The sequence below is a fragment of the Streptomyces sp. AgN23 genome, from assembly GCF_001598115.1.
In the GTDB taxonomy this organism is placed as follows: domain Bacteria; phylum Actinomycetota; class Actinomycetes; order Streptomycetales; family Streptomycetaceae; genus Streptomyces; species Streptomyces antimycoticus.
In genome coordinates, this window is record NZ_CP007153.1 from 1,795,504 (window position 1) to 1,817,821 (window position 22,318).

General features: G+C 71.9%; 16 protein-coding genes and 1 pseudogene. 14 read left to right on the plus strand and 3 right to left on the minus strand.

Annotated elements, in window-relative coordinates; all coding sequences use genetic code 11:
• The first annotated feature begins 73 nt into the window (after positions 1-73).
• The 5 genes from AS97_RS07935 to AS97_RS07955 all read left to right on the plus strand — a co-directional run bounded on the left by AS97_RS07935 (position 74) and on the right by AS97_RS07955 (position 5,964).
• Positions 74-1,651, plus strand: a complete 1,578-nt coding sequence (locus AS97_RS07935) for an FGGY family carbohydrate kinase (RefSeq protein WP_059143020.1) — start codon at positions 74-76, stop codon at positions 1,649-1,651.
• A 73-nt stretch (positions 1,652-1,724) separates the two neighbouring features.
• Entirely contained in the window at positions 1,725-3,398 is a 1,674-nt protein-coding gene (locus AS97_RS07940) for a glycerol-3-phosphate dehydrogenase/oxidase (RefSeq protein WP_059143021.1), read from the plus strand.
• The gene (locus AS97_RS07945; protein WP_059143022.1) at positions 3,395-4,948 is read left to right on the plus strand and encodes an FAD-binding oxidoreductase; all 1,554 of its coding nucleotides are present in this window, start codon (positions 3,395-3,397) and stop codon (positions 4,946-4,948) included. Before AS97_RS07940 ends, AS97_RS07945 begins: the two co-directional genes overlap by 4 nt.
• A gap of 44 nt (positions 4,949-4,992) precedes the next feature.
• Positions 4,993-5,655, plus strand: coding sequence for a glycerol-3-phosphate responsive antiterminator (locus AS97_RS07950; RefSeq protein WP_059143023.1), 663 nt, complete (start codon positions 4,993-4,995; stop codon positions 5,653-5,655).
• A 6-nt stretch (positions 5,656-5,661) separates the two neighbouring features.
• Positions 5,662-5,964: a putative quinol monooxygenase gene (locus AS97_RS07955; protein ID WP_125755800.1), complete on the plus strand. Its 303-nt coding sequence runs from the start codon at positions 5,662-5,664 to the stop codon at positions 5,962-5,964.
• A 147-nt stretch (positions 5,965-6,111) separates the two neighbouring features.
• Here the strand turns inward: AS97_RS07955 and AS97_RS07960 are convergent.
• A pseudogene (locus AS97_RS07960) lies at positions 6,112-6,303 on the minus strand (DUF4232 domain-containing protein); the annotation flags it as partial.
• 67 nt (positions 6,304-6,370) lie between these two features.
• Entirely contained in the window at positions 6,371-7,303 is a 933-nt protein-coding gene (locus AS97_RS07965) for an NADP-dependent oxidoreductase (RefSeq protein WP_125755798.1), read from the minus strand.
• Positions 7,304-7,393: 90 nt separating this feature from the next.
• Between AS97_RS07965 and AS97_RS07970 the strand changes: the two genes are divergently transcribed.
• Positions 7,394-7,786, plus strand: coding sequence for a helix-turn-helix domain-containing protein (locus AS97_RS07970; RefSeq protein ID WP_059143026.1), 393 nt, complete (start codon positions 7,394-7,396; stop codon positions 7,784-7,786).
• A gap of 42 nt (positions 7,787-7,828) precedes the next feature.
• Here the strand turns inward: AS97_RS07970 and AS97_RS07975 are convergent, their stop codons facing one another.
• Complete coding sequence (locus tag AS97_RS07975) at positions 7,829-8,296, minus strand: M1 family aminopeptidase (protein ID WP_059143027.1); 468 nt, start codon at positions 8,294-8,296, stop codon at positions 7,829-7,831.
• A gap of 819 nt (positions 8,297-9,115) precedes the next feature.
• On the opposite strand from AS97_RS07975, the gene AS97_RS07980 reads away from it, so the two are divergent.
• From AS97_RS07980 to AS97_RS08015, 8 genes are all read left to right on the plus strand, one after another.
• On the plus strand, positions 9,116-10,594 hold the full coding sequence (locus AS97_RS07980) for a sugar transferase (RefSeq protein WP_059143028.1): 1,479 nt from the start codon (positions 9,116-9,118) through the stop codon (positions 10,592-10,594).
• 70 nt (positions 10,595-10,664) lie between these two features.
• Entirely contained in the window at positions 10,665-11,990 is a 1,326-nt protein-coding gene (locus AS97_RS07985) for a nucleotide sugar dehydrogenase (protein ID WP_059143029.1), read from the plus strand.
• A complete protein-coding gene (locus tag AS97_RS07990) occupies positions 11,980-13,260 on the plus strand; it encodes a glycosyltransferase family 4 protein (RefSeq protein WP_125755796.1) in 1,281 nt (426 codons plus the stop codon). Before AS97_RS07985 ends, AS97_RS07990 begins: the two co-directional genes overlap by 11 nt.
• On the plus strand, positions 13,257-14,654 hold the full coding sequence (locus AS97_RS07995; RefSeq protein ID WP_125755794.1) for a Wzz/FepE/Etk N-terminal domain-containing protein: 1,398 nt from the start codon (positions 13,257-13,259) through the stop codon (positions 14,652-14,654). The genes AS97_RS07990 and AS97_RS07995 overlap by 4 nt, the downstream gene beginning before the upstream one ends.
• Positions 14,651-16,171, plus strand: a complete 1,521-nt coding sequence (locus AS97_RS08000) for a Wzz/FepE/Etk N-terminal domain-containing protein (RefSeq protein WP_125755792.1) — start codon at positions 14,651-14,653, stop codon at positions 16,169-16,171. Before AS97_RS07995 ends, AS97_RS08000 begins: the two co-directional genes overlap by 4 nt.
• 3 nt (positions 16,172-16,174) lie before the next feature.
• Positions 16,175-18,109 carry an asparagine synthase (glutamine-hydrolyzing) gene (gene asnB / locus AS97_RS08005; RefSeq protein ID WP_059143033.1) on the plus strand — a complete coding sequence of 645 codons (1,935 nt, stop codon included), beginning with the start codon at positions 16,175-16,177 and terminating at the stop codon, positions 18,107-18,109.
• 18 nt (positions 18,110-18,127) lie between these two features.
• Positions 18,128-20,335, plus strand: a complete 2,208-nt coding sequence (locus tag AS97_RS08010; protein WP_210564611.1) for a bi-domain-containing oxidoreductase — start codon at positions 18,128-18,130, stop codon at positions 20,333-20,335.
• A complete protein-coding gene (locus tag AS97_RS08015; RefSeq protein WP_210564612.1) occupies positions 20,332-22,317 on the plus strand; it encodes an alginate lyase family protein in 1,986 nt (661 codons plus the stop codon). Before AS97_RS08010 ends, AS97_RS08015 begins: the two co-directional genes overlap by 4 nt.
• Position 22,318 lies beyond the last annotated feature (1 nt).

The window sequence follows — 22,318 nt, forward strand, 5'->3', positions numbered from 1 at the left end:
CTTCCCCGCCGCATCCGTCCCCTCCCTATCCCTCCGCACGGCTCGCTCGCGGTGCTCGAACGAAAGAGCTGCCATGACCCAGACGTTCCCCGGCGCCGCCCCACGGCGTGGTGTGCTGTCCATCGACGAGGGCACCACTGGCACCAGGGCCGGAGTCGTCCTCGACTCGGGCGCCACCCACGAGGTGTTCTACCGGCCGATCAAGGTCAGCCATCCGGATGACCTCTCGGTCGAGCAGGACCCGATGGAGATCTGGACCGCCACCCTCGAGGTGGCGCGCCGGGCCGTCGGCGGGGCCCGCGAGGACGGCATCGAGATCACCGCCGTCGCGCTCTCCACCCAGCGGGCCACCGCGATGCTCTGGGACCGCGTCACCGGGCAGCCGCTGCTGCCCGCGGTGGTGTGGCAGGACCGGCGCCACGCGACCGAGCTCACCGCCTACGAGGCGGAGTGGGACGCCGTCCTGCTGGCCCGGCAGGGCCGGCCGGTCGGCGCCCGCGCCCCGTTCCTCTGGGCCGCCCGGCAGATCGCCGAGCACCCCGAGGTGGCCGCCGCGCACCGCCGGGGCCGGCTGCTCTTCGGCACCGTCGACACCTGGCTGATCTGGCGCCTCACCGGCGGCGCCGTCCACGCCACCACGCCGACCAACGCCGCGTCCACCGGTGGCTATCTGCTGGAGCGGCACGCCTGGGACCAGGAGTGGATCGGCCACCTCGGTTTCCCCCTCGGCCTGCTGCCGGAGCTCCGCTCCGACGACACCGGATTCGGTACCACCGACCCGGCCGCCCTCGGCATCGCCGTCCCGCTGGCCGCCTCCATGGGCGATCAGCACGCCGCACTCGTCGCGCTCGGCGGTCTCGCCGCCGGGCAGGGCATGTGCATGTACGGGACCGGCGCCTTCGTCGACGCGGCGACCGGCACCACGCCCGCCCTGCCCCGGCCGGACATCTCCGGGGTGCTCGCCCAGCCCGGCCGGCGGCAGGGCGACATCAGCCACTACAGCCTGGAGGCATACACCTCCACCGTGGGTTCGGCGCTGCGCTGGCTCTGTGACGATCTGAGCCTGTTCGCGTCGCCGAAGGAGCTCGGTGAGGAAGCGGGCCGGGTCCCCACCCGGCCGGGCCGCACCCCGCGTTTCGTCCCGGCGCTCGCCGGGGTCCGTACGCCGGTCTGGCAACCGGAGGCCACCGCGTCCCTCACCGGGCTCACTCTCGCCACCACTCGCGCCGATCTCGCCCGTGCCGTGCTCGACGGGATCGCGCACTCGGTGTGCGATCTGATCGACGGGGTCGCCGACACCATGGGCACCCCGTTCACCCGGCTCCGGGTCGGCGGCGGCGTCTCCGGCAGCGACCCGCTGTTGCGGATCCAGGCCGACCTGACCGGTCTGCCGCTGGAGCGGGTCGCCGACTCCGCGACCGCGAGCCTGCGCGGCACCGCCTATCTGGCGGGTGTCGCCCAGGGTCTGTGGCCCTCGCTCGAAGAGGTCGTCGAGGCGCAGCCGCACGGCCGGATCTTCGAGCCCGCGATCACGGCGGCCGAACGCGCCGAACAGCGCGCCGCCTGGCGCGATGTGCTGATCGCCCATCTGAAGGACCCCGCGCTGCTCCCCCTGCGGGAGGGCCCGCCCGAACCACCCACCCCCCGCTGACGGCCCACCGACCGTCGCACCGGTGGCCCGCCGACCACGCGGCCGCCGTACCGAAACACCAGGAGTTGATGTTGTGATCACCATGCCCGCCCGGAAACCGCGGCGCACCGCCGCGGCGACCCGTCGGACGCCGCTGCTGCTCGACCGGGCCGCCATCAAGCGCCAACTGGCCGACGAGACCTACGACGTGCTCGTCATCGGCGGTGGCATCACCGGGGCGTACACCGTGCTCGACGCCGCCTCGCGCGGGCTGCGCGCGGCCCTGATCGAGAAGGACGACTTCGCCTCCGGCACCTCGTCGAAGTCCTCGAAGATGGTGCACGGGGGCTTGCGCTATATCGAGCAGGGCAACGTCAACCTGGTCCGCCACTCGCTCCTGGAGCGGCATCGCTTCCGCAAGAACGCCCCGCACCTGGTGCACCGGCTGCCGTTCCTCTTCCCGATCCTGGAGAAGGACGGCATCTTCGACGCCCGCCTCGCCAAGGGCTTCGAGGGGCTGCTGTGGACATACGACCTGGTCGGCGGCTGGCGGATCGGCAAACTGCACCAGCGGCTCACCGTCCCCGAGGTCCTCGCGCAGGCGCCGACGCTGCGCGCGGAGAACCTCAGGGGCGGGCTGATGTACTTCGATGCCCGTGCCGATGACGCCCGGCTCGTCCTGACCATCGTCCGCACCGCCGCCGCGCTCGGCGCCACGATCCTCAACGGTGCCAAGGCCGAGGGTCTGCTGATGGAGACGGACCAGGTGGCCGGTGCCCGGGTCACGGCGGACGGCGACACCTTCGACATCCGCTCTCGGGCCGTCGTCAACGCCACCGGGGTGTGGACCGACGAGCTCGACGCGAAGGCGGACGACGGTCACCGGCCCCAGGTCCGCCCGGCCAAGGGTGTGCACATCGTGGTGCCCTGGGACAAGGTGCGGATCAACTGCACGGTGACCGTGCCGATCCCCGGCCGGGCCCGCCGCGCCACCTGCACCCGCTGGGGCAACAGCGTCGTGCTGGGCACCACGGACGAGGACTACCAGGGCTCCCGGGACGATGTGCACTGCACCCGTGAGGAGATGGACTTCCTGCTGGAGGGGGCCAACACCGCCTTCGAGGGGAAGCTCACCCCGGACGATGTGATCGGCTCCATCGGCGGTCTGCGTCCGCTGGTGGGCGGCGGCGAGGGCGCGACGCTCGATATGCGCCGCGACCACCACATCACCGTCGGCCGCACCGGCATGGTGACGGTGACCGGCGGCAAGCTCACCACCAGCCGGCACATGGGCGAGCTCGTCATCAACAAGGTGATGACGGTCCTCGGCCGCAGGGGGAAGAGCCGTACCACGGACCTCCCGCTGCTCGGCGGCGCCGGCTACGACGCCGAAGCCGTCGCGGCGTCCGGTGGCGTGGCCGCGCACCTGGGCGAGCGCTTCGGCACCGAGGCCCGTTTCGTCGGCGACCTGATCCAGGACGACCCGTCGCTGGCCGAGCCGATCGTGGCGGGGCTCCCGTACACCAGGGCCGAGGTCGTGTACGCGGCCCGCGCCGAACTGGCCCGCTCGGTCGACGATGTGCTCTCCCGCCGCACACGCGCCCGGCTGTTCGCCCGGGACGCCTCCGTGGACGCCGCCGAGGCCGTCGGCGCGATCCTCGGCCAGGAACTGAACCTCACGGAGGCCGAGGTCGAGCGCTCGGTCGCCGAGTACCTCGCAGCCGTCCACCACGAAAAGTCCGTACTCCTCGAAGGGGCAGCAGCATGATCAGCCGCCAGACCATCACCCACCCGTTCAACCGGGGCGACTACACGATCGGCGCCCCCAGCTCCGCCAGGTGGGCGCGGAACACCCCGATCGGGGAGGGCGAGGCGGCCCTCCAGGTGAACCCGGTCGAGGTCCCCGAGTCCGTGGTCGAGGCGCTGCGCGAGGCAGCGCGCGCCGTCCACACCTCCCGCCACGAGGTCGTCACCCGGACCCGTGACTGGTGGGCCGGTTCGATGATCGGCGAGACCGAGGGCCGTCCCGCCACCCCGAACGCCGTGATCGTCGAGGCGGCCGACGCCGACCAGGTCGCGGCCGTGCTGCGGATCTGCCACGAGGCCGGCATCCCGGTCACCCCCTCCGCGGGCCGCTCCAACGTCACGGGCGCGGCGCTCCCCGTCTTCGGCGGCGTCGTCCTGGACGTCTGCGGGCTGGACCAGATCATCGACTTCGACGCCGAGTCGAACATCGTGGATGTCCAGGCGGGCATGTTCGGCGACCTCTTCGAGAAGCACCTCCAGGAGGAGTACGGCGTCACCACCGGCCACTGGCCGTCCGCCTTCGCCGTCTCCACGGTCGGCGGCTGGATCGCCTGCCGCGGCGCCGGTCAGCTCTCCACCCGTTACGGCAAGATCGAGGACATGGTCGTCGGCGTCGACGTCGTGCACGCGGACGGTACCCGTGCCACGTACGGCGACTACGCCCGCGCCGCGGTCGGCCCGGACCTGCGCCAGCTGTTCGTCGGCTCGGAGGGCACCCTCGGTGTCATCGTCTCGGCGCGCCTGCGGGTCCACCCGCTGCCGCGGTACGCCGACGCCGTCGCGTTCGGGTTCACGACCTTCGCGGAGGGCCTGGACGCCTGCCGCGAGATCATGCGGCGCGGTGCCACCCCGGCCGTCCTGCGGCTGTACGACACCCTGGAGTCCGGCACCCACTTCGGCCACCCGGAGACCAACCTGCTGCTCATCGCCGACGAGGGGGACCCGGCCATCGTCGACGCCTCGATCAAGGTGGCGACCGAGGTCTGCGCGGCGTACGGCCCCGAGCTGGACAGCAAGGCGGTCTTCGAGCGCTGGCTGGACGAGCGGATGCTGGTCGGCAAGTCCGCCGACGGCTTCACGCCGGGTCCGGGCTTCGTCGCCGACACCCTGGAGATGGCCGCGTCCTGGACCGACCTCCCGGTGATCTACGACGAGGTGGTCGCCGCGATCCAGTCGGTGCCCGGCACCCTGGCCGCCTCGGCGCACCAGTCCCACGCGTACACCGACGGCGCCTGCGTCTACTTCTCGCTGCGCGGCGATGTGGCGCCCGAGTCGCGGCGCGACTGGTACCGCTCGGTGTGGGACGCGGCCAACGCCGTACTGATCAAGCACGCGGCGGCGCTCAGCCACCACCATGGCTGCGGTCTGCTGCGCGGCCCCTACCTGGAGGAATCCCTCGGGGCGGGCTTCGCGACGTTCGTCGCGGTGAAGCGGGCCCTCGACCCGACGGGCATTCTCAACCCTGGCAAGCTGGGCCTTCCCAGTCGCTTCGGCGCGTCCCCGCTGAACTGACCTGATCAGCCACGTCCCCCTCCTTCCCCAGGCAGGTCTTCACCATGGCCCCTTCCCCGTCCCCGTCCGGCGCCGCACTCGCGCCGCGGCTCGCCTCGGCCTTCGCCGAGGTGCCGGTCGTCGCGTCGGTGATCGGCACCGAGCCGCTGCGGCAGTTCCTGACCGCACCGGCCAAGGTGTGCATCCTCGCGTCGTTCACCGTGGGACAGCTGCCCAAGGTGGTGCCGGCCCTGGTCCGGGCGGGGAAGACCGTGTTCGTGAACGTGGACAGCACCCCCGGTCTGGCTCAGGACCGGGGCGCGCTGGACTACATCAAGAGCCTGGGCACGCATGGCGTGGTCAGCACCCGGCTCTCCCTCATCGAGAAGGGCCGTCCGCTGGGTCTGCTGACGATGATGAAGGTGTTCGTCACCGACCGGTCCAATCTGCGCCGCTCCACGGACGCGATCTCGCGTGGGGCACCGGACCTGGTCGAGATCATGCCCGCCCCGATCGTCGCCCGGATGAGCGCGCAGGCACAGCGCGCGATGTCCCCCTCGATCGCGGCGGGCTTCGTGGAGACCCCCGCGGACGTGGCGCTCGCGCTGGCCCTCGGGTCCGTCGCGGCCGCCACGTCCGACCCCCGCCTCTGGCACCTGCGCCGCGAACAGCTACCGCCGGTCCCGCCCTCCGCACCGAAGCGGCCTGCCACACCCTCCCAGGAGTAAGCCCCCATGTCCTACGTCGTCGTCGCCCGCTACCGCACCAAGGAGGGCGCGGAGAACACCGTCCTCCCCCTGCTCGACGCGATGGCCGCCGCGTCCCGCCAGGAGCCGGGCAACCTCGCCTACCGCGTCCACCAGGGCACCGAGGACCCGCGGGCGCTCGTGCTGTACGAGGAGTACGTCTCCGAAGCCGCCTTCACCGCGCACTGCGCCACCCCGCACTTCCAGGAGATCGTGCTCGGCAAGGTCGTCCCGCTGCTGGAGAGCCGTGACGTGCTGCGCTGCGCCCCGCGTCCGCAGATGCGGGCATGAGGACCCGTGCGGCGGTGCTGCGCCGCGTATCGCCCGCCCGGCCCTGCTCCGAGACCCGCCCCGTCGAGGTGGAGGAGCTGGAGCTGGGTGCCCCGCGCGCGGGCGAGGTGCTGGGCGGCGCGGCCCGAGCGCCCTGGAAGGTGCGGGTCAGCCGCCCTGACCGAGGCCGCCGATCGGGCCGACCTTCACCGGGGGGCCGGCGCCGCCCGTGACGGGCAGGGTGCCGCCGCCCGGCCAGTCGAGGGTGACCGACTTCGTCTCGTTCGGCGGGGTCACCACCGGCCCCGTGACGCGGACGCCGGAGCCGCCCGACTCGTTGATCGGGTAGTCGACGCCGAAGTTACACGACCGGCCGGGCGCGGCCGTTCATCAGTGGGGCCTCCCGCGTGCGAGGCCGCGCGACGGATCAGAGGGTGAGGACGAGCTTGCCCTGGAGGTGACCGCCGTCGAGCAGCCGGTGCGCGTCGGCGACGCGCTCGAACGGGAACATCTCCTGCACGTGGACCCGGAGCCTGCCCTGTTCGACGAGGTCGACGAGACCTCGCAGGGCGACCGGATCGGGGTCGACCGCGATGCCGCTGAAGCGCATACCGGCCGCCTCGTACCGTGCGACGAGCTCCGTATCCTCCTCGGCGACCGCCGTCACCAGGTGACCGCCTGGGCGGAGCACGCCGAGCGACCGCTCGACGGTGTCGCCGCCGATCGTGTCGAGTACGAGATCGATGCCGCGGGCCGCCTCGGTGAAGTCGACCGCCGTGTAGTCGATCACCTCGTCGGCGCCGAGCCCCTCGACGAACTCCCGCTTGCTCCCACTGGCGGTCGCGATCACATGCGCGCCGAGCGCTTTGGCGATCTGGATCGCGACGTGGCCGACCCCGCCACCACCGCCGTGAACCAGGACGCGGTCCCCCTCACGCACGCCGCCGAGGTCGACGAGGCCCTGCCACGCCGTCAGCCCGACGACCGGCAGCGCCGACGCCTCGGCGTGCGAGAGCGACGCCGGCTTGCGCGCCAGGTGCACCGCCGGCGCCGACACGACCTCGGCGTACGCGCTCGCCGCCCGCGGGAACAGCGGCATCCCGAACACCTCGTCGCCGGGCCTGAACCGATACGTCAGCGACCCCTCCTCGACCACGCCGCTGATGTCCCAGCCGAGGACGAACGGCGGCCGGCCGAGCATCGGGGGAAACTCGCCGGAGCGCAGGAGCGCCTCCAGCGGGTTCAGCCCGATCGCCTTGACGCGGACGAGGACCTCGGTCGGAAGGGGCCGGGGCTCGGGCGCGTCCACGATGGTGAGCACCTCGGGACCGCCGAGCGACTGCTGGGTGATGACTCGCATGACTCTCCTGGCTTGGAAAGGGGGAGAGAACTCAGGCTAGGTTTCCGACAGGAACCCGCAGGTACCTCTGGCACAGGTACCTTTGGCGCCATGAGCGGTTTCGGTCCCGGTGATCCCTTTCTCGCCGACTGCCCGGCGCGTCTGACAGTCGAGCTGCTCGCCGACAAGTGGACGGCGGTGGTGCTCTACGGCCTCAGCGAGGGCCCGGTGCGCCATGGCGAGCTGATCGAGCTGATCGGCGGCATCTCCCGCAAGATGCTCACCCAGACGCTCCGACGGCTCGAGGCGCACGGACTCATCCGCCGCCACGCCTACGCCGAGGCGCCGCCCCGCGTCGAGTACGAGCTCACCCCGCTCGGGGCGACGCTGATCGACCCGATCCACATGCTGACCGAGTGGGCGAGGGCGCACGGCGACGCGGTGCTCGACGCGCTCGACGCCGATCCCGAGCCGGTCGCCCACAGCGAACCAGGCCCCCGCTAGGGCCCTGAGCCTCACCACACCCCGCCCGGGTGTGGGAGCCGATCACCTGGGGCCGGGGAGTTCCGGCAGGCGCGGGGCGTGGAGCCAGGCGGTGAACAGCGCGTCGAGCGGCTGCGCGGCGCGGCGCCCGGCGAGAGCGGTGAACTCCTCGGTGCTGACGGTGGCGTGGCGGCGGTGGCCGTCCATTCGCGCGGCACCGAAGAAGGTGTCGTCGCCGAGGACCGTACGGAGCGCATGCGGCGTCAGTGCGCCCCGCTGGTAGACCCGGTCGTCGAACATCCGCGGCATGCCCGGGTCCGCGACCGGCAGGTCCTGCGGCTGATCGGCCGGCGTGGCCCTGGTGCGGGCCGCGACGGCGGCGGGGACACTGCCGGAGACTTCCGACCACAGCCACTCGCTGTACTTGGCGAAGCCCTCGTTCAGCCAGATGTGGCGCAGCCGCCACCGTCTCCGCTGCTCGGTGCGGGGTCGGTGGCGACATGCGGGGTACCTTGTGAGCCGCCGCGGCACCGAGCGGCGCCGGCCCTGCGCGCATGAAGAGGACGACCTCGAACGCCTTCGCGGATTGGCTGATGGAAGCAGTCTCCGCCCATCGCAGGGGCGGTGCCCAGGGCGGCGCCCCCCGGTGCTCCCGCCGGATCGCCCTGCGTGCCGCCAAGCGCGGGCCACCCTTCCCCGTCACGCACCCTCGGCGTGCGGCACCACCGGGCAGGCCCTGAGCGCGGCCCGGCCGGCAGTGTCGGGACGCCTCGGGGTTGCCCGGTGCCGGCAGCCCGGAGAACTCCCGTCATCACAGGTCACATGGCACGCCTTCGCCATCAAGGCCCCCACGGGCAACCACCGCCCAGTGGACCCGGCTTCAAAGTTTGAGCACAAATTGCACACAACTCTTCTTCAGGCGGGCCCCGATGTTCTAGATTGACCCGTGCTTCACAAGTTTGGACACGAGCGACAAATAATGATCTACAGATCCGGTGCTATGGGCGGCCAGCAGGCGCGTCCCCGGCGCCGGACGTGGGGTTGATCAATTCTCGGGGCCCGAGAGGGGCGGCCTTGGGTGTGGGGAGCACCCGAGGTTTCGACGGGCTCCCACGCACCTCGAAGTCTGGCAAGACACGCGAGTCCGCACCCGTCCGGGTGGGGTGTCCAAGTAGCGCTGCGATTCCGGGATGTCATTCGCGGGGGCGGGGGCCTCCCGGCGGAGGAACAGCGCGACGGGAGGCGGGGCCTCCCGAGGGGAGGAACAGTGCGGGAGGCAGGGGCGCCTCCCGAGGGGGAGGAACAGTGTGAGGCGAACACGTCGAACCACTGGGGACCTGGGGGGGTTCTGTGCGGCGAGGGGGATTACTCAGCCCGTTTTCGTCAGAGCGCGGGCGTCTGGCGAACGGGGCAGTCAGCCGGCCCGCGAACAACTGGGAGCAGCGGTACCGCCGTACCGTGATCACCAGCGATGCCGTGGCCACCGCCTTCGTGGTGGCGGCGATCGGCAACTTCTTCGGGGCCCGGGACGCGGCCAACTGGCACGAGAAGTGGGGAATTCTCGCGTTCGGCACCGAGCTGCTGGTGCTGGGGGCGCTTGCGGTGAGCCGGTCATGGGCTCCGGCCGTGCTCGGCCAGGGTGCCGAGGAATTCCGCCGGCTCGGACGCTCACTGTTCACGGCGACCGTCGTCCTGGCGCTCGGCGGGATCGCCCTGACCTCGCGCAATATCAAGCTCTGGATCTTCGTCGCGATCCCCGCGATCGCGCTCATCACCATGACCGCGCGATATCTGCTCCGCCTCTGGCTGCACAAACAGCGCAAGGAAGGACGGTGCCTGAGACCGGTGCTCGCTGCCGGGAGCCCGGCCACCGTGCGCGACCTGATCGCCCGAACCCGCAAGTTCCCGCATCTCGGCTGGCGGGTGGAGGCGGTGTGCACGACGGACGGTCGCGGGCTCGACAGTGACCAACTGGACGGAGTGCGGGTCGTCGGCCGACTGACGGACGTCGCCAAGCACGTCCGCCACGACGGCTACCGTGTCGTCGCGGTCACACCGGACCCGCACTGGTCACCGGACCGGCTGCAGCGGCTGGCCTGGAACCTCGAAGGCAGCGATGCCGAGATGGTCGTGGCCCCCGTGCTGATGGAGGTGGCCGGCCCGCGGCTGCACGTCGACGCGGTGCTCGGGATCCCGCTGCTGCGGGTCAGCATGCCGACCTTCACCGGGGGCCGCCGGGCGATCAAGGAGGTTGTCGATCGGGTGGGCGCGGCGGTCCTCCTGATGCTGTTCGCGCCGCTGATGGTGCTCGTCGGACTGCTCGTGCTGCTGGACAGTCGGGGCGGGGCGTTCTACCGCCAGCGCAGGGTCGGAAAGGACGGCCGCGAGTTCACCATTCTCAAGTTCCGCACCATGGTCGCCGGGGCCCACGGGGCACGTACGGAGCTGGCCGACCGCAACGAGGGCGCGGGCCTGCTGTTCAAGCTCCGCCGGGATCCGCGGGTGACCCGGGTGGGAGCAGTGCTGCGCCGGTACTCGCTCGACGAGCTCCCGCAGCTCTTCAACGTGCTCACCGGATCGATGTCGCTCGTCGGACCGCGGCCTCCGCTTCCGGAGGAGTCCGCCGCGTACGGCCCGGACATCCGGCGGCGGCTGCTGGTCAAGCCCGGGCTCACCGGCCTGTGGCAGATCAGTGGACGCAGCGACCTGCCGTGGGAGGAGGCGGTCCGCCTCGACCTGCGGTACGTGGAGGACTGGTCGCTCGCCCTGGACACAGTGATCTTGTGGAAGACGCTGCGTGCGGTGCTCCACGGGCAGGGGGCGTACTGATGCGCGGAGGTCGTCCGACCGGCGCGCGGACCGCAGGCCGCAAGGGCCTGCCTGGGGGGAGAGACGGGTCATGAGAGTCAGCGTTTTCGGGCTCGGCTACGTGGGCTGCGTATCGGCCGCGTGCCTGGCCAGCATGGGGCACGAGGTCATCGGGGTGGACGTCAACCAGATGAAGGTCGACCTGGTCAACGACGGCAAGGCCCCGGTGGTCGAGGAGCGGATCGGCGAGCTCATCGCCGAGGTCGTGCGGACCGGAGCGTTACGCGCCACCGGCGACGTCCGCGAGGCGATCATGGACAGCGAGGTGTCGCTGGTCTGCGTGGGCACGCCGTCGGAGCCCAACGGCAGCCTGTGCACCACGTATCTGGAGCGGGTCACCGAGCAGATCGGCGCCGCGCTGGCCGAGGGGGTCGAGCAGGGGGGCCGGCAGACCGTCGTATTCCGCAGCACCATGCTCCCGGGCACATGTCTGAACCTGCTGGTGCCGATCCTGGAGAAGAACGTCGGCGGCACAGCCGGGGTGGACTTCGGGGTCGCGGTCAACCCGGAGTTCCTGCGCGAGGGCACGAGCGTGCGGGACTTCTTCGACCCGCCCAAGACCGTCATCGGCGAACTCGACCCGGCAAGCGGCGACGCGGTGATGGCGCTGTACGACGGCTTGCCCGGCGAGGTGTTCCGGGTGCCGGTCCCGACAGCCGAGGCGATCAAATACGCGGACAACGCGTTCCACGGCCTCAAGATCGGCTTCGCGAACGAGCTGGGCGCGGTGTGCCAGGCGCTCGGGGTGGACTCGCACCAGGTGATGGACGTGTTCCTGGCCGACCGCAAGCTGAACATCAGCCCCGCCTACCTGCGGCCCGGCTTCGCCTTCGGTGGCTCCTGTCTGCCCAAGGACCTGCGCAGCCTGGTCCATGCGGCGCAGCGGGCCGACGTCTCGGTTCCCATTCTCGCCCACGTACTGCCCTCCAACTCCGAACACCTGCAACGCGCGGTGGACCTGGTCGAACGCACCGGCAAGCGCCGGATAGGCATGTTCGGGCTGTCCTTCAAACCCGGCACCGACGACCTCCGCGAGAGCCCGCTCGTCGAACTGGCGGAGAGGCTCTTCGGCAAGGGCTACGACCTGCGGATCTACGACGCCAACGTCAACCTCTCCCGGCTGATCGGCGCGAACCGCGAGTACATCGAGAACCGGCTGCCGCACCTCGCGCAGCTGCTCGCGGAATCCGTCGGCGAGGTGCTGGAGCACGCCGAGGTGTGCCTGGTCGGGACCAGGGATCCGGCCGTGCTGGCGGCGCTGCCCCAGGGCGACGGTCCGGTGCTCGTCGACCTCATCCGCCTCCCCGACGCCGAAGCGCGCCGGGCCGAACCGGGGTACATGGGCCTTGCTTGGTGACACGCCGTTCGATGAGACAGCCGGCGGCGACGGGTCGCACCGGCGCGCGCTGATCCTGGTGGAGAACCTGTCGGTGCCGTTCGACCGGCGGGTGTGGCAGGAGTGCACGACGCTGCGCGACGCGGGCTGGGAGGTGCACGTCATCTGCCCCCGGGGGGAAAAGCGGGACACGGAGCCCGAGGCGGAGATCGACGGGGTGCGGATCCACCGCTACCCGTTGCGCGCGGCCACCGGAGGACCGGCCGGGTACCTGCGGGAGTACGGATCGGCGCTGTGGCACACGGTCCGGCTGGCCCGCAAGGTCGGCCCGGTCGACGTGGTCCACGCCTGCAACCCGCCGGATCTGCTGTTCCTGCCGGCACGGTGGCTGAAGCGGCGCGGTGCGCGGTTCGTGTTCGACCAGCACGACCTGGTACCCGAGCTGTACCTCTCCCGGTTCGACCGCGGCGAAGACCTGCTCTACCGCGCCGTGTGCGCGCTGGAACGGCGGACCTACCGGGCCGCGGACATCGTGCTCGCCACGAACGAGAGCTACCGGGAGGTCGCGCTGCGCCGTGGCGGCCGGAGGCCGGAGGACGTCTTCGTCGTGCGCAGCGCGCCCCAGATCGACCGGTTCCAACCGGTGCCTGCTGAGCCGGAGTTGAAGCGCGGCAAGCCTTATCTGCTGTGCTACCTCGGCGTCATGGGCCCTCAGGACGGCGTCGACTACGCCTTGCGGGCCCTCGCGAAGCTGCGCGACGAGCTCGGACGGACCGACTGGCATGCGGTGTTCGTCGGCGCCGGCGACGCCTTCGACGCGATGGTGGACCTGTCCCGGCAGCTCGGGCTCTGTGAGCAGGTGCGATTCACCGGACGCGTCCCGGACGCCGACCTGGTGCGCTACCTGTCCACCGCGGACGTGTGCCTCTCCCCCGACCCGCGCAATCCGCTCAACGACGTGTCGACCATGAACAAGGTCCTGGAGTACATGGCGATGGGCCGGCCGATCGTCTCGTTCGACCTCAAGGAGGCGCGCGTCTCCGCCGGTGACGCCGCGGTCTACGCGCCCGCCAACGACGAGGCCCAATTCGCGGGGCTCATCGCGCTGCTCCTCGACGATCCGGAGAAGCGGGCCCGGATGGGCAAGGTCGGTCAGGAGCGGATCGGCGGGCCGCTCTCCTGGCGGAACTCGCAAGCGTCGCTGCTCGCCGCCTACGCCGCTGCCTGCCGCGACCGCACTCCGGTGCCGGCGGGCTACCCGGCACGGTCAGGGAAGAGGCCGCGCCGTTGAGCGATGACACGATACGCCTGGTCACGATCGGGCGGATGCTCCGTCGGCGCTGGCGGCTTCTCACCGTCGTCGCCGTGCTGGGTGCGCTCGTCGGCTACGGCACCTCCTTGCTGTTTCCGCCGCGGTACACGACGTCGGCATCGGTACTGCTGCCGGGGCAGTGGGAGGAGCGCGAGCTGCTGACCCAGGCGGAGATCGCGACCAGTTCGGTGGTGGTCGACCGCGCGGCCGCCACGCTCGGCTGGCCCGGGGTCAGCGGCAGCGAGCTGCGGGATCGAGTGAGCGCCAAGGCCACCGACGGGAACATCATCAAGATCTCGGGTACGGCCGACACCCCGGAACGTGCGCGGCAGCTCTCCGACCAGGTGGCCCAGCAATTCATCACCTTCGCCGCGCGGCTCGCGGGCGACAACACCGACCCCGAATCGGCGGCCGGGCCCGAGGACTTGCGGAAGATGGTGGTGCAGACCAACCGCCGCATCACCGACCTGGCCGAGGCGGCCGATCCGGGGCAGACCGTGGAGAGCGTGCAGGCCCGCACCGAGCTCGCGAAGCTGCGTACCGCGCTGCAGCAGGCCGTGAAAAAGCTGGACGAGGCCGACCCGACGACCAACAGGGCCAACATGGTCGTCATGGGGCCGGCGGCCCGGCCGACCGGCGAGGCCGCGCCGACGAGGACGCAGTTCATCGTCGCCGGGGTGCTGCTGTTCTTCCTGCTCGCGGTCATCGGCCAGCTCGCCGCCGCACGGGTGAGCCGCCGACCGCGCACCGCACCGGAGATCGCCGCGGCGCTGGGCTCCACCTTGCTGGGTACCGTCGACGTACCTGATGAACGGCGCGCGCACCGGCCGGAAGGCCGTGGCCCGCGGGCCCGGATCCGCCGGCTGCTGGGCGTCGACATCCGGTGGGACGCACCGACCCCGCGGACGCCCGGCGACGAGGCCGGCAGGCAGATCCGCTACCGGCGGGTGTGCGCCCGCCTCCGGGACCAGGTGCCGGCCCCCCGACGGCTGCTGGTCGTCGTCCCGGACGGCGACGAGGTCGCCCGCCGGGCCGCCGGGCAGCTCGTCGCCGAGGCCGAGAGCGATCCTTCCCCGGCCTCTTCGAGCAGGGGATACCCCATGCTGCGGGTGGTGGGGGTTTCGGTGTCCGGGCCGATGGTGCCGGACCGCGACACCGAGTCCGGTGCCCTGGTCGTGCTCAGCGTGGGCAGCCGGACCGCGGAGGAGCTGGCCGACGTCGCCGAGGCGTGTGCGGACGCGGGGCATGAGGTCATCGGCACCGTCGTCGTCGGCACGGTCCGGGCCCGTCCGACACGGTCCGCCGACCCTCCTCGGGATGCCGTCACGCCGGCGCTCACGGTCCGCGGCCACGCGCCGGGAGGTTCGGCGTGACGACGAGCAAGACTTCGGAGTCGTCGGCCTCCGCTCCGCTGCTTGACCTGCAGGCGCTGGTGGTGGCGGTGCGCAGGCGCCGTCGCCTCTGGTGCTCCTTGGCGCTGCTGGGACTGCTGGTCGGTGGGGCGGTGGCGGTCCTGCTGCCGCCACCGCCGACCGCGGTGGCCAAGGTGCTGGTCGCGCACAAGGAGGACCAGCCGAACGACACCGGAACGCTGATCCGCACCGACGTGGCACTGCTGCACACCACGCGGATCGCCGACAAGGCCCTGCGGTCCCTCACGTCCCGGGACAAGCCTGAGGACTTCATGGGGGACTACCGGGGTACCGGCTTGACCAACAACTTGCTGCAGATCACGGTGACAGGCGACAGCGACGCGCAAGCGGTGGCCCGCGCCAAGGCACTGGCCGACGCGTTCGTCGCGGACCATGTGCGGCGGATGCGGGAAACCGCGAAGGCCGAGTCCAAGGCCCTGCTCGACCAGCGTGACCGCATGCGGGACGAACTCACCCGGGTCAACGAGGAGATCGGAGATCGATCGCCGGAGAGCGATCCAAAAGCGTCGGCGGGCATCGAGTCGCTCTTCGCCCGCCGCGCCGAGCTCAACTCGCGGATCGCCGAATTCGACCAGCGCGCCGCGGAGGCGCGCACCGGCACGCCCAGGGTCGTCTCCGGTACGCAGATCGTGGACGCCCCGCGCGCGGTGCGGTACTCCCTGCCCAAGGCCGCCGTCACCGACGCCGCGATCGGGCTCGTCCTCGGGCTCGTCCTCGGGCTCGCGCTGGCCGCGGTCGGCACGGTGGTGGCGGACCGCCCCGTGCTGCGCCGGGAGATCGCGGCGAACCTCGGTGCCTCGGTCATCGCGGAGCTGCCCTGCCGGTCGGGCAGGCTGTGGCAGCGCCGGCGCACCCGGTCGGCACGGACAAGGCTCACCACGTCCCTGGCCCGCACCGTGCGCGACTGTGCGGAACCGGTGTCGCTGCTGGAACTGGGCTGTGCGCGCAGCACGAGCGCGATCGCCCTGGACGTCGCCGGGGCACTGGCGGCGGACGGCCCAGTGGTCATCGTCGATGGGCTGCCCGGCCGGCAGCTCGCAGGCCGCCGCCCGAAGCCGGGAGACCCGACCGTGGTCGGCGGCGAGCGTGCCGCGGCCGTGCCGGATCAGGAGCGCCGGCTCGGAGTCGGCTCGGTCGCGCCCGGCACGGCGTGGACCGACCTCCAGTACCTCGGCACCCAGACCGTGCTCGTCGTGCGTGCCGGGCACGGCAGCGCCGCATGGCTGCACACCGTGGCGCGGCAGCTCGCGGACCAGCGCATTCCAGTGATCGGTGTGGTGTTGATCGACCCCGATCCGCGTGACCGGACCGACGGCACGTTATGGGACGGGCTGCACATCGCGCTGCGGGGCCATGGCGAACGACCGGCCCGGCAGAACGTGAAGGGCCGGCTACGGACGGAGCGGCTGCCGATGTGGGCCGCACGGGTCCCGGACAGCGACCAGGAGGCGCGGTAGGACATGTGTGGCATCGCAGGCACGTACCGATGGCCGGACGGGAAGGTCGTGACCGACCGGCTCACCGACACCCTCGCCCATCGCGGTCCGGACGGGGCGGGCCGGTACGACCACCGCGCCGGTGACGGCGAAGTGCACCTCGGGCACCGCCGGCTGGCCATCATCGACCTGTCCGGGACCGGCGCCCAGCCGATGGTCTCGGACGGCCTCGCCCTGACGTACAACGGCGAGCTGTACAACGCGCCCGAGCTGCGTGCCGAGCTGACAGCCGCTGGGGTGCGCTTCCGCGGTACCTCCGACACCGAGGTGCTGCTCGAGGCATGGCGGCGCTGGGGCACGGGCTGCCTGCCCCGGCTGCGCGGCATGTTCGCGTTCGGGATCTTCGACGAGCGCACCGGCGACCTGGTGCTCGCCCGCGACCAGCTCGGCATCAAGCCGCTGTTCCTGCTCCGGCGCGGTGCGGGCCTGGTGTTCGCCTCCGAGCTCAAGGCACTCGCCGCCGCCACCGGCGAGTCGCTGGAGGTGGACCATGCGGCGCTGGTGGCCTCGCTGCTGTACTACTGGGTGCCGGACTCACGGTGCGCGTTCCGCGAGGCGGAGAAGCTGCCGCCGGGGAGCTGGCTGCGGTTCCGGGCCGACGGCCGGGTGGAGCGCGGCCGGTTCTGGGACCTGAAGGACGTCGCCGCCGAGGGGCGGGAGCGGGCCCGGGGCGGCGAGCAGCCGGATGTCGCTGCCGTCGTCGAGGAGTCGACTCGGCGCCACCTGCTCTCCGATGTACCGGTGGCGACCTTCCTCTCCGGCGGTCTGGACTCCAGCTACCTGACCGCGCTGGCGGCCCGCGACCGACCCGGGATCTCGGCCTACACGATCGGATTCCGTGCCGAGGACGCCAGGTTCGAGGCGATGCCGGACGACCTGCGCCATGCCCGGCGGGTGGCCGAGCGGTTCGGCGTCGACCTGCACGAGATCGAGATCGCGCCGAACGTGCTCGACCTGCTGCCGGAGATGACGTACCACCTGGACGAGCCGATCGGCGACCCCGCCGCGATCAACACCTTCCTGATCTGCTCGGCCGCCCGGGAGGCCGGGGTCAAGGTGATGCTCTCGGGGATGGGTGCCGACGAGCTGTTCGCCGGGTACCGCAAGCACCTGGCCAACCTGCTCGCGCTGCGCTATCAGCGCGTCCCGCGGCCCCTGCGGCGCGGGGTGTCCGCGGCCGTGGACCGGCTGCCGGTCGCCACGTCCCGCCGGGGGTACCGGTCGGTGCGCTTCGCGAAGCGGTTCCTCTCCTTCGCCGATCTGCCGGAGGAGACCGCGTTCCGGCGCAGCTACACCATGTACGACCAGGCCGAGCTGCTCGCCCTGATCGATCCGGACCTGGCCGGGACGGTCGAGGACGTGCTGACCGAACACGCGGACATCTATCAGGACAATGACCTCGACGACTTCGTCAACCGCATGTGTCTGGGCGACGCCCGGATGTTCCTGCCGGGACTGAACCTCACGTACACGGACCGGTCGAGCATGGCCGCGTCGACCGAGGTGCGGGTGCCGTACGTGGACGTCGAGGTGGTCAGGGCGGCGTTCGCCGTGCCCGGGAATCGCAAGATCGTCGGACGGCAGGGCAAGGCCGTCCTCAAGGAGGCGGCCACCTCGGTCCTGCCCCGGGAGATCGTGTACCGGCCCAAGGGACTGTTCAGCGCCCCGCTGCGGGCCTGGATGAGCCGGGATCTGGCACCGCTGGTGCGTGAGGTGGTCAACGACGGGGTGCTCGTCCGTTCCGGGTTCCTGCGCCGCGACGCGCTGGCGCGGATGGTCGCCGAGGACGCCGCCGGACAGCGGGACTTCTCCAAACATCTGTGGCATGTGCTGACCCTCGAGTACTGGTATCGCGACGCGACCTCTGGGTCCGGCCAGAGCACTCGGTTAACGGCTTAGGAATACAGAGGAGTTCGGGTGAAACAGGTTGTGCAGAACTACAAGAGCGGCGAGCTGGCGGTGCTCGACGTGCCGGTGCCGGGGTGCAAGCCCGGCGGTGTGCTGGTCCGCAGCGCCTACTCGCTGATCTCCACCGGGACCGAGCTCATGAAGGTGTCCGAGGCCGGCATGTCGATGCTGGGCAAGGCCCGCTCCCGGCCCGACCAGGTGGCCAAGGTCATGCAGAGCGTGGCCACCAACGGGGTGCCCGCCACCTACCGCAAGGTGATGGGCAAGCTGGACTCCTACACGCCGCTGGGCTACTCGCTGTGCGGGGTGGTCGAGCAGGTCGGCGCCGGGATCGACGATGTGAAGGTCGGCGACCTGGTGGCCTGCGCCGGCAACGAGCACGCGCTGCACGCCGAGTTGAACTGGGTGCCGAAGAACCTCTACGCACCGGTGCCGGACGGCCTCGCGCCGCGGCACGCGGCCTTCGGCACCGTCGGGTCGATCGCGATGCAGGGCGTCCGCCAGGGCGAGTCCCGGCTCGGCGAAGTGGCGCTGGTCATCGGCCTCGGCCTGATCGGTCAGTTGGTGGTGCAGCTCCTCGCCGCCTCGGGCGTCCGCGTCGTCGGGGCCGACCCCGACCCGGCGCGCTGTGAGCTCGCCGCGGGCCTGGGCGCCGCGGCCTGCGGCGATCCCGCGTCCACGACCGTGGAGGCCGCCGTCGCCGAACTCACCGGCGGGCACGGAGTGGACCAGGTGTATCTGGCAGCCGGCGGCGGCAGCAACCAGCCCGTCGAGCTGGCCGCCCGGCTCTGCCGGGACCGCGGCCGGGTCGTCGACATCGGCAAGTGCCGCCTGGACCTGCCGTGGAACGCGTACTACGAGAAGGAGCTCGACGTCCGGTTCTCCCGCAGTTACGGCCCCGGTCGCTACGACCCGGAGTACGAGCTGGAGGGGCGGGACTACCCGATCGGCTACGTGCGCTGGACCGAGCGCCGCAACCTGGCGTGCTTCCTCGATCTCCTCGCCCGCCGCAGCGTCGACGTGGAGCCGTTGGTCTCCCACGTCGCCGACTTCGACGACGCCGTCGAGACGTACCAGCGCCTGAAGGACGGCGGTCTGAAGGCCGTGACCGTGCTGTTCCGGTATCCCGGGCACCCCGACCAAGCCGTGGAAACAGGGGAAGCGGCGGCCCCGGCGGTGGCCGTGCCCGCGGTGAGGCCACGCAGCGGTGGAGCGTCCACCCCGGCCCGGGCCGTCCCGACGCCGGTGCGCCTCGCGTTCGTCGGCGCGGGGAACTACGCGACGTCGATGCTTCTGCCGCACCTGGCGCCGCGCGACGGAGTCGTGTTGTCGACCGTCGTCACCACGACGGCGCTGTCCGCGGCCAACGCGCAGCGGAAGTTCGGCTTCGCCGAGGCGACCACCGATCTCGACGCCGTGCTCGGCGACCCGTCCATCGACGCGGTGTTCGTGGTCACCCGGCACAGCTCACACGCCGAACTGACCCGAAGAGCACTGCTGGCCGGCAAGCCCGTGTTCGTGGAGAAGCCCCTGGCCCTCACCGAGGACGAACTGGCCGGCGTGCTCGCGGCGGTGGAGGAGTCCGGCAACGACCGGCTGCAGGTGGGCTTCAATCGCCGGTTCGCCCCGCTGCTGCAGGAGGCCAGGAAGCGGTTCGGCGCCCGGACCGGTCCGGCGAACCTCCGCTACCTGGTCAACGCGGGCCGCCTCGCGCACGGCAGCTGGTACCTCCAGCAAGGCACCGAGGGCTCGCGGTTCGCCGGCGAGGGCGGACACTTCATCGACACCGCGAGCTGGCTGCTGGATTCCGACCCGGTCTCGGTGTACGCGGTCGCCACGTCCGGCCACGAGGACCTGCAGGTCGTGCTGCGCTACCCGGACGGCTCCGCCGCCACCATCAGCTACGTCACCAGCGGCCCGGCCGACTTCCCCAAGGAGACGCTGGACCTGGTCGCCGATGGCAAGGCGCTGCGGCTCGACGACTTCGTCCGTGCCACTGTTCACGATGGCGGCCGCAAGCGGTGGATCAGTTCGCGGCTGCCCAAGGCCCGGGACAAGGGCCAGTCCGCCGAGCTGGCCGCGTTCATCAAGGCCGTGCGGACCGGCGGGCCGATGCCGGTGCCGCTGGAGTCGCTGATCGCCACCACGACGGCCACCCTCGCCGTGCGGACCGGCCTGGCCGGCGGTGCGCCGGTGACGTTGGCGAGGGCGCGATGACGGTGAACTCGGGGAGTCCGGGCTGGTACCTGCGGCGGCTGTCCCGGATGGGACCGCGGGAGGTCGCGGGCCGGGTGGGCGACGCGGTGCGCAGGCGGCGGTGGCGGTCGGCGCGGCCGGACTGCCCGAGCGTGACCGGCGCCCGGTTCACCGCGGTACTGCCCGCCGGGACGATCGCCGCGGTGTCACCGGACGCCGCGAAACGTCTCATCGCCGAGGCGGACCGGCTGATGTGCGGGCACGCCGAGTACTTCGGGGTGGTCCGCGACGACCTGGCCGACCCGGACTGGTGGTGCGACCCGAAGACCGGGCGCCGGGCTCCGTGGGGCTACGCCTTCAACGTGCCGTACCGGAACGAGGACGCGGTCGGGGACATCAAGCAGATCTGGGAGCTGTCCCGGCATCAGTACCTCACCGTGCTCGCCGCCGCCTACGCGATCACTGGGGACGAGCGGTACGCCGAGCGCGTGGCCGCGCACCTGCGGTCGTGGTGGGCGGCCAACCCACCGCTGCGCGGCGTGCACTGGATCAGCGGCATCGAGCTGGGGATCCGGTTGCTGTCCTGGGTGTGGATCCGCCGGCTGCTCGACGGCTGGCCGGGCGTGGCCGGGCTGTTCGAGGGCAATCCGGTGGCGCTGAACCAGATCTGGCACCACCAGCGCTGGCTGGCCGCCTTCCCCAGCCGGGGATCCTCGGCGAACAACCACGTCATCGCCGAGGCCGCTGGGCAGTTCGCCGCGGCCTGCGCGTTCGGCTGGTTCCCCTCCTCGGCGCGCTGGCGGGCCGGCGCGCTGCGGTCGCTGGAACGGCAGCTGCGCCGCAACACCTTCGACTCCGGCCTCAACCGCGAGCTGGCCACCGAGTATCACGGACTGGTACTGGAGCTCGGCCTGGCCGCGGTGGCCGAGGCGGATGCCACCCGCGTGCCGGTCCCCGCGTCCATCCGGCTGGTGCTGCTGCGGATGACCGACGCGCTCGCGGCCGTCGTGGACAGCCGGTTACGTCCGCCGCGCCAGGGGGACGCGGACGACGGGCACGGCCTGGTCGTGGACGGCACGGGCACCGACCGCTGGGCCTCGCTGCTGGCCACCGGGGACGCCGTATTCGGCCGCCTCGCCTGGTGGCCGGAAGTGACCGGTACCGATGTGCGTACCCCGCTGCTGGCCGCGCTCATCCGGCCGTACGCGAAGATCGCGGCCGCACCGGTCGTGACCCGCCCGCCAAGCCGGCCGGGCCACTTCGCCGACGCGGGGCTCACCGTCCTGCGCGGTCCGGGAGAGATCTGGTGCCGCTGCGACGGCGGTCCGCATGGCTTCCTGTCCATCGCCGCGCATGCCCACGCGGACGCGCTGTCCGTGGAGGTCCGGCACGACGGGGTCGACGTGCTCGCCGACCCGGGGACGTTCTGCTACCACGGGCAGCCCGAGTGGCGGCGGTACTTCCGGTCGACCCTCGGCCACAACACCCTGCAGGTGGATGGCGGTGACCAGTCGGTCTCCGGCGGCCCGTTCCTGTGGACGCGGCATGCCCGCAGCCGCGTCCTGACCGCGGACACCTCGGACACCTCCGACGGGGGGACGGCCCGCTGGTGTGCCGAGCACGACGGTTACCAGCGGTCCGTGCACCGCCGCCGGGTGGAACTGGCCACCGCGAACCAGGAGTTGACGGTCGTCGACGAGGTGCGCGGTCCGCGCCGGGACGTACGCCTGGCGTTCCACCTCGGCCCGGCCATCGCCGCGGACCTGGCGGGGAACCGGGCAGTGCTCACCTGGACCCGGGACGGCGAGGGGCGTTCCGCGGTGCTCGACCTGCCCGGGCAGCTGTCCTGGCGGGCGCATCGCGGCGAGACCGACCCGCCGCTGGGCTGGTACTCCGCCGGATTCGGGCGCAAGGAACCCGCCACCACGCTGGTCGGCACCGGCTTCGCCGACGGCACCGCGCTGTTGGGGGAGTTCACCACCGTGCTCAGGTTCCACGGCTAGG

Coding starts and splice junctions, on each gene's coding strand:
- AS97_RS07935 (WP_059143020.1), top strand. CDS start 74: ATGACCCAGACGTTCCCCGGCGCCGCCCCACGGCGTGGTGTGCTGTCC.
- AS97_RS07945 (WP_059143022.1), top strand. CDS start 3,395: ATGATCAGCCGCCAGACCATCACCCACCCGTTCAACCGGGGCGACTAC.
- AS97_RS07950 (WP_059143023.1), top strand. CDS start 4,993: ATGGCCCCTTCCCCGTCCCCGTCCGGCGCCGCACTCGCGCCGCGGCTC.
- AS97_RS07955 (WP_125755800.1), top strand. CDS start 5,662: ATGTCCTACGTCGTCGTCGCCCGCTACCGCACCAAGGAGGGCGCGGAG.
- AS97_RS07965 (WP_125755798.1), bottom strand. CDS start 7,303: ATGCGAGTCATCACCCAGCAGTCGCTCGGCGGTCCCGAGGTGCTCACC.
- AS97_RS07970 (WP_059143026.1), top strand. CDS start 7,394: ATGAGCGGTTTCGGTCCCGGTGATCCCTTTCTCGCCGACTGCCCGGCG.
- AS97_RS07985 (WP_059143029.1), top strand. CDS start 10,665: ATGAGAGTCAGCGTTTTCGGGCTCGGCTACGTGGGCTGCGTATCGGCC.
- asnB (WP_059143033.1), top strand. CDS start 16,175: ATGTGTGGCATCGCAGGCACGTACCGATGGCCGGACGGGAAGGTCGTG.
- AS97_RS08015 (WP_210564612.1), top strand. CDS start 20,332: ATGACGGTGAACTCGGGGAGTCCGGGCTGGTACCTGCGGCGGCTGTCC.